We start from the raw sequence: 8,568 nt of genomic DNA on the forward strand, positions 1-8,568 counted from the left end.
GACAGATACTCAGTCAGTTAATCATATACTTTCCAGACCGAGTGGAGAACTATATCCGCTAGTTTTATCGAACGGAGTTTACACAAAATTATTGACAGACCCATTTGAATCTCTATTCGGTGACATCTACGTCATTTGCCCATTGCTGCTCACGCCCACAGTTGGCGTGTGGTCGACTATCCCGTATGTGTGTATACCGCAGAAACGTCACAGTGAGTGACCCAACTGCTTCATTATGGTTTATAATCGGAAATAACCGCATACGTGTTTGGAATTGCGAAGAGCGCACATTTCTTATGTCTATTGTTATGTGAACAAATGGACCGTGTATATCGTATGACGTGCGCGGTGCAGGCGAAAAAGGCGCGGTAGTGAAAACTTGTAAAGCCTTGTGGCATCTAGTGTTTGAGGAGATTCGGATCGGAATCGGCAGACGCGCACGTTTGAGGGGCGTGTGGGGAGACCCGTGCGGGTTCAAGTCCCGCCCTCGACACCATAATTGGGCGAAAAGCCTTGCTGAATAAGGGATTTCACAGCATTCGCTGTGGAGTCCCTTCTGGCGTTTTAAAGTATAAAATCCTGGATCTGCACAGAGGCATGTGAGTCGATGCTATCCAAGAATTGTACTTGGAAGCAACAGACGCGCACTTTTCAAAAGTTGGGGAAGTTAAGTTTAATACGAACGTAGGATGATCTAGTAATTTAATGAAGGAATTAATTTTTGAATATTGAAATATATAATTGCTTAATGGTACAAATATAGGTAGTAGGAAATTAGATTTGTGTGCCAATCAGCGAAGCCAATCTCAAGCCGATGGGAATGAACGAGTAATCATATACGCAGAAACAAATTGGAAAGGAGATTGCAGCATGAGTGGACCCATACATGTTGGACTGATTGGATACGGGTATGCAGGCAAGACATTTCACGCGCCGATCATCACTTCTGTTCCAGGGTTACAGTTGACAAAAGTGGTTGAACGTCGAGGGAGAGAGTCTCAAAAGAGATATCCGTGGGTTGAGGTAGTCACAGACGTTCGCCATTTGTATGATGACGAACAAATCGACCTGATCGTCGTCACCACCCCAAGCACAAACCATGTAGAGTTTGTAAGGGATGCCCTATTGGCTGGAAAGCACGTCGTGGTGGAAAAGCCGTTTACGGTCTCCTCAGCCGATGCGGACGATTTGATTAAGCTTGCCGCAAGCCGCGGGAAAGTGCTAAGTGTATTCCACAATCGCCGTTGGGACGCGGACTTCCGGACAATACAAAAAATCGTTCACGAAGGTTTAATCGGCAGCGTGGTAGAATGCGAATTTCATTGGGACAATTTTAGGCCAGAAGTTCATGGAGGTTGGAGGGAATCTGATGTTCCTGGAGCTGGAGTCCTGTATGATTTAGGCGTCCATTTCCTCGATCAGGCCGTCTGCCTTTTCGGTGTGCCTGACACGATCACTGCAGATGTCCGCAAAAGTAGACCGAATGCCCGGAATCACGACTATTTTGATATTGTACTAGGGTACAACGGGAAGAAAGTGATTCTAAAGTCTTCAAGATATGTTAGAGAGATTGGTCCTAGGTATACCCTCCACGGGACACTGGGCTCCTTTGTGAAATACGGCATAGATCCACAAGAAGAGGCCCTGATTAGAGGGGAGACGCCGATAACCTCGCGTGCGTGGGGCTCCGAACCACGAGCGCGTTGGGGGACCATAAATACTTCTGTTGGGTCGCTTCATGTCACTGGGCTGCTTGAGACCATGCCAGGAGCGTATCAGGATTACTACCAAAATATTTGTGATCATATCTCTGGGAAGGCAGAACTAGCGGTGACCGCAGATGAAGCACGTACCGCTATCCGTCTCATTGAACTAGCTTTACAAAGTCACGAAGAGCAGCGGACCCTGCCATTTTCGTAATCTTGCCACATGGCATGGGTAGTGTCGCATCGCTGCGCGGTGCTGCTGTGGAATTTGGAGAGACCTTGTCAATCCTGGCAAGGTCTCTTGTTTGTTAACGCCAATACATTCCCATGGAATTAAAAAGCCGCCCCGAAATGGAGCGGCGACAAAATGATCAATTCGTCGGTGTGACTGTAACACTACTACTACTATTGCTATTGCTGCTACTGGTCGTGCTGCTTGTGGTGGATTTTTCAAGTGAAATGACTTCTTTGGTGTAATGAATCGCAGACGCCTGCAGTTTCAAAATTGCATTTTGCAGAGACTTCAATGCACCGTTGTATGCGTTTGAATTGGTGTTGATTGCCGTAATTTTGCGATCCGCTTGAAGCAATTGCTTTTCAATTCCAGCACGATCCTTGATTGCTTTTTCAAGTGATTGCTTGTCATTGGATTGGTTGCCGCATTTACCAACCAGTTTCCATGCTACATTGGACTTTTTAAGGATTTGCTCCCGCTTTAAATCGATTTTCTTTACGTTGTCACCAAGTGTATGTAATTGCGGAATCGACGACTTGGCGCTAGCAAGTGCTTGTTCAGCAGAATATAAAGCTGACACTTCTGTGTTGATGCTGTTTACAGTGGAAAGTAAATCGGTAACGGTCGTATTTGTCGAAGAAGATGAAACTTGATCCAGCAAAGACTGTTCCGTGTTCGAATTCGCTTGGTATTGGCTATCAAACGATGTCGTTGCGGCGAATGCAGATGTAAGCCCTAGTGTCGCAACAGTTGCAGATGCTGTAAAACCTACGATAACTTTTCCCATCAATTTTTTCACGGTTAGTCCTCCTATTGGATGTTTGTTGCGCCATAGTAATTCGACGTGGATCGACGGCTTATGAGGGTACTCCTATCGACGCATTTAGCGACTGTGCCATCTCCAAAGATTTGATATAATTGGTATTGGCCCTCAAGAGAACGCATTGTGACTATCGGCGTTTTATATTCAGAATCATTTGTATATTAATTGCCGACCGAGTATATGGTGTGGTTCGAACTCCTTGGGTTTCCAAAGAAGGCCAAATGCAGGCATGGAGGTTTGATCTTGAGCTACTTAGATTTCGAAAAACCAATCGGGGAACTCAAAGCAAAAATAGATGATCTGAAAAAGTTTATGCAAAGTAGCGGGTTAGACCTATCGGAGGAACTTATCAAGCTAGAAGATAAATTAGAAGCGCTAACCAGTGAGGTATATGGCAATCTCACCCCGTGGCAACGTATCCAATTGGCGCGTCAGGCTGCCCGGCCGACCACATTGGATTACATACAGGGTGTGTGTTCAGAGTTTGTTGAAATGTACGGAGATAGAGCAACAGGCGATGACCCAGCTATGGTCGGTGGTGTCGGTCTGATTGATGGGCATTACCCAGTTACAATCGTAGGACATCAGAAGGGGAAAAACACAAAGGAGAACATTTATAGAAGATTCGGTATGGCTCGTGGAGAAGGGTATCGAAAAGCCTTGCGATTGATGAAACAGGCTGAAAAATTTCATCGCCCCGTTGTGTGTTTCATTGATACACAAGGAGCAGATCCGATGAGTGACTCAGTAAGCCAAGCCATCGCGAGCAATTTAAGGGAGATGTCAGGCTTGCGGACTTCGACAATGTGCTTTGTCACGGGGGAGGGTGCCAGTGGTGGCGCTATCGGATTAGGGATTACGGATCGTGTATTTATTTTGGAAAACGCTTGGTATTCAGTGATTTCCCCCGAATCAGCGAGTTCGATCCTATACCGGGATAATACACAAAAAGAACGCGCCGCAGAGGAACTTCGCATGTCTGCATCCACCGTTTTGGAACTGGGGATTGCTGACGGGATAATACTAGAGCCAGATGGCGGCGCACACAATGATCCGACGCATATGGTCGCAACGGTGAAAGACAAAATCATCGAAACGCTTGAAGAACTCCTATCGATACCGATGCCAGAACTGATTCAGAAAAGGCAGGAGAAATATAGAAGTATAGGCGAGTTTATTGGAGGTTAAACATGCTTATATCTGAAATTTCTTTAGAAGAGTTGAATCGAGATCAAATAACCCATCTCTTGTACGGTAAGGAGAACGAATTGGACAATGGCACCGTAAAGGGCGATTGCATCTTTGTGTTTGGCGGAACATATATGGAGCGCACAGAGAGGGCCGTTGATTTATTTAATCACGGTAGAGCACCTTATGTTTTATTTACTGGCGGGGATAAATATGGCCAACATCGCGTGCCGGAAGCAGTGGTTCTGCGGGATAAAGCACTTGCGTTGGGTGTGCCAGAAGCTTGCACACTGATTGAAATCGCTTCCAACAATACGCTCGAAAATATCATTTGCTCGCTCTTGGTGTTGGAACGCCAATTTGGGTTGCATAAACTAAAACGCTTGCTTCTAGTAAGTTCACCGGGACATATGCGTAGATGTATCTTGATGTGCAGAACCTTTTTGCCACCTTGGGTTGAACTTGTGTGGTGTCCGGATAATCGAGCATTAGGACGACGTGACAACTGGTGGGAAAATCCAGAATGGGAGCGTAGAGTCATGGATGAGGCGTTCAAGGTGGTGAACGGAGTCAAGGAAAAATACTTTATTGATGCGGATGTCGATATATAAAGGCAATCAGTAGATAGCACCATTGGAGAATGGGGGCAAGCATGGATACTTTGGACATCAAAAGTCTCTTGCGGGCATCTTACGACGGTCAGGCAAATGAAAGGGATAACTTCTCTAAAGCGAATTGGAAGGTTAGAGAGCGGGATTTATTTCTATCACATTTGAGAGAACGTCACTTGAAAAATTTATTGGAGATTGGTGCAGGAACGGGGCAGGACAGCCTATTTTTCATAGACAATGGCATAGAAGCCACAGCTACCGACATGTCAGGAGAAATGGTGCGTCTTTGTCGTGAGAAAAATCTTTCTGCATACCAAATGGACTTTTACAATTTGGAATTTCCTACCGAAAGTTTTGATGCTGTGTGGTCACTAAATTGTTTACTGCACGTTCCTAAGCGGGATTTGCCCTCGGTACTTGAAGGGATTCGCGATGTACTCAAGCCAGGTGGTCTGTTCTATTTAGGCGTATATGGCGGTGAGGATTCAGAAGGTGTATGGGAAGGAGATAGTTCCGTTCCGAAGCGATTTTTTTCATTTCACACCGATCAATCCATTCAGTATGTTGTTAGTAAATATTTTGAAATCATTTATTTTAAGACAGTGGATTATGGGCACGAGTCGCTTCACTTCCAGTCAATGATTCTTGTATGAAGGCTGTTTGTGAACAAGTCGCCTTGATTGAGCTCGTTGGTTAGCAATGATGAAAATTTGTGAGGTTTGAGGATGAGAATAAGGTTAGTTTAGGAGCTGATGCCATATGCAACGTATCGCGAATGGAGTATGGAAAGTCCGCTATGGAGAACCAGAGCAGCACACCCCGGTTACGTTAGGCCAAAAAGGGATACAGTACGATGCACTTGAACAATTACAATGCGAAGGTAAATCTCCTATAGCAAATACGGATATATCAGTCCGAATGACATCACGTGGCACAGTGGTTGAATTGCCGTTAAGGCATGATGAAGAGATTTATGGATTTGGTTTACAATTTTATCGTCTAAAGCAAACCGGAAGAAAACGTGTGATAAGAGTGAATAGTGATCCCATAGCAGATACAGGGGATAGTCATGCGCCGGTTCCGTTTTATATATCTACGGCTGGCTATGGTGTTTTCATCGACACATCTAGATATGCGACATTTTATTGTGGAACCAATTTGCCTAAAGGTGCATCACGACGGAAGACGTCGAGTGAAGGTGAGTTAGGAACGTCTGAAAAGGAGTTATACGGTCACCAAGCGGCACAGGGGGATCTCAGCATACTGGTTGATGTACCCAGTGCAAAGGGCATTGATATTTATCTGTTCGAAGGCCCTACAATCAAAACGGCGATTCAACGCTATAATCTATTTTCTGGTGGCGGGTGCCTTCCACCACTTTGGGGCCTGGGGATGTGGTATCGCTTTTATACAGCAGCAAATGAAAGCGATACCGAACGATTGGCTACGATGTTTCGCGAGGAGCGTATGCCTGTAGACGTATTGGGATTTGAACCTGGATGGCACAGCCAAGCATATTCATGCTCTTTTTCATGGAACAAGGAGGGGTTTCCCAACCATGAGAAGTTGATCAATCGTTTAAACGAAATGAATTATCACGTGAATCTATGGGAGCACGTATTCACACATCCTTCATCTGAAATGTATGAAGAACTACTGCCATATTCAGCAGATTTTGAGGTGTGGAAGGGCCTGGTTCCAGACTTCGCGACGAAGGAAAGCAGCGAAATATTTTCGAGTTACCACTTACACAACTTTGTGGAGAACGGGATTTCAGGATTCAAATTAGACGAATGCGATAGTTCGGATTATGTGCAGTCTAATTGGTCTTTTCCCGATGTTGCAAGTTTTCCTTCGGGATTAGATGGAGAGCAGATGCATAATCAACTTGGGTTATTGTATCAATCCACGATGCAATCGACATTTGACACTGCTGGAATCCGCACTTTTTCACAGGTCCGTTCGTCTGGGGCGCTCGCAGCGTCTTACCCATTTGTCCTCTACAGCGATTTATATCAACATGATGTTTTCATACGTGGACTTGTCAACAGCGGATTTGCAGGATTGCTTTGGTCACCTGAAGTGCGTAGTGCAAGTTCTGTTGAGGACTTCATCCGTCGAATTCAGACAACCGTTTTTTCTCCCATGGCCGTATTGAATTGTTGGACATTCCCGAATCCACCATGGATGCAAGTGGATCGCGATAAAAACCGGAAGGGTGAATTCTTTGACAACTATGAGGAGGTTCAGGAGGCTTGTCGCCATCTCTTTGAACTTCGCATGTCTCTCATCCCTTATCTGTATGCGAGCTTTGCTCAATATCATCAAAGAGGGATTCCGCCATTTCGGGCGCTTGTTATGGACTATCCTGATGATGCGAACACCTATGAGATTGATGATTCTTACATGATGGGAGATTCTATCTTGGTGGCGCCTTTGATTGCGGGGCAGACGGAACGCAAGGTTTACCTACCGCGTGGAACGTGGAAAGACTTTTGGACAAACGAGACTTATGCTGGGGAAACATGGTATGACATTGCCGCAGATTTGGATCACATTCCTGTATTCGTCAAGGATAACACTTTGCTTTCGATTGCCACTCCCCTACAATGTGTGGCCGATGATGCTGTATTTGAAATTGTTGTACGAATTTACGGGGATTCACCAAAGGATTTTGTTTTATACGAAGACGATGGGCGCACATTGTCCTATCGTGATGGGGTAAGCAACTCGGTGACTTTGTCATGGTCGCCGGATCATGGCGGTTCTGTGACGCGAGTGGGCGATTATTCGGGTGTGAAATATAAGGTTGTGGATTGGGTGAAACAGCGAACAGATCTGTCTAACTGAACTGTAGAGAATCTCACAAACCGTACTCTGAAATGGGGTGATATAGATTTGTCTATGGTAGAGTTCATTCCCCGGTTGCAACAGATGAGCATGTTTGTTGAAGCGTGTGCGAAGGCACAAAATAGGGATCGGAAAAACTTGTTTAAGTCATTTTTAGCTTTAACCGATGATGAAGTGAATACGCTATTATTCAACGGACTGGTTTCATTGGAATCACCTCTTCATCATATTTTTTCGATCCTGCAACAAATTGAGACTCAAAGGGTAGAGCAATTCATACGAGAAACCCTCGCTGACTTGAAGTGTAGTTATGCGTCAGGGAAAAAACTGTCGATTGAGTTGTATCCAATGGATGAAAACGATCGATTTGGTAGGGAGCAGCTGGGGGGTGTCTCCGCCTGGACTAGTTGGGAGGGAGACACCATTCATTTTGTGGTGTATCCATCCAAAGATACTATCCATACTTTAAAATCAACTGTGGTTCATGAATACCACCATCACTATCGGATTAGTGCGTTAAATAATGGACATTCGAATGTGACTTTGCTGGAGAAAATCATTCGTGAGGGCTTGGCGGAGCATTTTGTAGCGGAAATCCTCGGTACAGACTTTCATGGACCATGGGTGGGCGCGCTAACAGAAGAAGATGCTAGAATGTATTGGACAACATTGTATTCTAAACACGCTCAAGCGTACGGGGATAAGACGGATTTATTTGTCTTTGGCGGAGGAAGCTCGGGTGTCCCGTTCTGGGCGGGTTATTCGATGGGATATTACTTGGTCAAATGGTATCGGCAGTTACATCCAGACGCATCGGTAATGGCACTGACGGCACAGAATAGTGAGGAATTTATTCCGTGTCCATCAGATGTCTGAAAGATTGCGCTTAAGAAGATGAAGCTGCCCATTCCGGTTGGATCGAAATATCTGATTTATTTAATTTGTTTATCAGATGCGCCGTAAAAGCCCTTGCTTTAGCTATGGGGATATAAGGCGCTCGCCGTTAGGCGAAATGTCTTTTAACGATCAACTAAACGTTAGATGAAATAGTGGTATCTAACTTGTTTTGGTAAGATGTTCTTGGGTGATCGCAATGAGTAGAGACGTCGAATTGAATCGAAATGTCACATTTGACTGCAAGTACCATGTTGTGTT

The 8,568-nt window shown here is 45.1% G+C and carries 7 protein-coding genes and 1 tRNA gene; 7 read left to right on the plus strand and 1 reads right to left on the minus strand.

All coding sequences use genetic code 11. The annotated features are described in order from the left end of the window. The first annotated feature begins 419 nt into the window (after nucleotides 1–419). Nucleotides 420–496, plus strand: a tRNA-Leu gene (locus ACFSB2_RS14990). Between the two features lie 374 nt (nucleotides 497–870). Next, complete coding sequence (locus tag ACFSB2_RS14995; protein ID WP_377943900.1) at nucleotides 871–1,920, plus strand: oxidoreductase; 1,050 nt, start codon at nucleotides 871–873, stop codon at nucleotides 1,918–1,920. 157 nt (nucleotides 1,921–2,077) lie between these two features. Here ACFSB2_RS14995 and ACFSB2_RS15000 read toward each other — a convergent pair whose 3' ends face one another. Beyond that, nucleotides 2,078–2,740: a hypothetical protein gene (locus ACFSB2_RS15000; protein ID WP_377943901.1), complete on the minus strand. Its 663-nt coding sequence runs from the start codon at nucleotides 2,738–2,740 to the stop codon at nucleotides 2,078–2,080. A 264-nt stretch (nucleotides 2,741–3,004) separates the two neighbouring features. Between ACFSB2_RS15000 and ACFSB2_RS15005 the strand changes: the two genes are divergently transcribed. From ACFSB2_RS15005 to ACFSB2_RS15025, 5 genes are all read left to right on the plus strand, one after another. Beyond that, nucleotides 3,005–3,952 carry an acetyl-CoA carboxylase carboxyltransferase subunit alpha gene (locus ACFSB2_RS15005; RefSeq protein ID WP_377943905.1) on the plus strand — a complete coding sequence of 316 codons (948 nt, stop codon included), beginning with the start codon at nucleotides 3,005–3,007 and terminating at the stop codon, nucleotides 3,950–3,952. 2 nt (nucleotides 3,953–3,954) lie between these two features. Next, on the plus strand, nucleotides 3,955–4,563 hold the full coding sequence (locus ACFSB2_RS15010; RefSeq protein ID WP_377943902.1) for a YdcF family protein: 609 nt from the start codon (nucleotides 3,955–3,957) through the stop codon (nucleotides 4,561–4,563). A 41-nt stretch (nucleotides 4,564–4,604) separates the two neighbouring features. Next, entirely contained in the window at nucleotides 4,605–5,216 is a 612-nt protein-coding gene (locus ACFSB2_RS15015; protein WP_377943903.1) for a class I SAM-dependent methyltransferase, read from the plus strand. A gap of 106 nt (nucleotides 5,217–5,322) precedes the next feature. Then, entirely contained in the window at nucleotides 5,323–7,413 is a 2,091-nt protein-coding gene (locus tag ACFSB2_RS15020; RefSeq protein ID WP_377943904.1) for a glycoside hydrolase family 31 protein, read from the plus strand. Nucleotides 7,414–7,467: 54 nt separating this feature from the next. Continuing rightward, nucleotides 7,468–8,289, plus strand: a complete 822-nt coding sequence (locus ACFSB2_RS15025; protein WP_377943906.1) for a DUF2268 domain-containing putative Zn-dependent protease — start codon at nucleotides 7,468–7,470, stop codon at nucleotides 8,287–8,289. Nucleotides 8,290–8,568: the final 279 nt, after the last annotated feature.

Origin of the sequence: Alicyclobacillus fodiniaquatilis (genome assembly GCF_042678105.1) — a bacterium.
In the GTDB taxonomy this organism is placed as follows: Bacteria; Bacillota; Bacilli; order Alicyclobacillales; family Alicyclobacillaceae; genus Alicyclobacillus; species Alicyclobacillus fodiniaquatilis.

Bases quoted from the DNA above. Each gene is read 5' to 3' on its own strand.
- ACFSB2_RS14995 (WP_377943900.1), top strand. From the start codon at position 871: ATGAGTGGACCCATACATGTTGGACTGATTGGATACGGGTATGCAGGC.
- ACFSB2_RS15015 (WP_377943903.1), top strand. From the start codon at position 4,605: ATGGATACTTTGGACATCAAAAGTCTCTTGCGGGCATCTTACGACGGT.
- ACFSB2_RS15020 (WP_377943904.1), top strand. From the start codon at position 5,323: ATGCAACGTATCGCGAATGGAGTATGGAAAGTCCGCTATGGAGAACCA.
- ACFSB2_RS15010 (WP_377943902.1), top strand. From the start codon at position 3,955: ATGCTTATATCTGAAATTTCTTTAGAAGAGTTGAATCGAGATCAAATA.
- ACFSB2_RS15025 (WP_377943906.1), top strand. From the start codon at position 7,468: ATGGTAGAGTTCATTCCCCGGTTGCAACAGATGAGCATGTTTGTTGAA.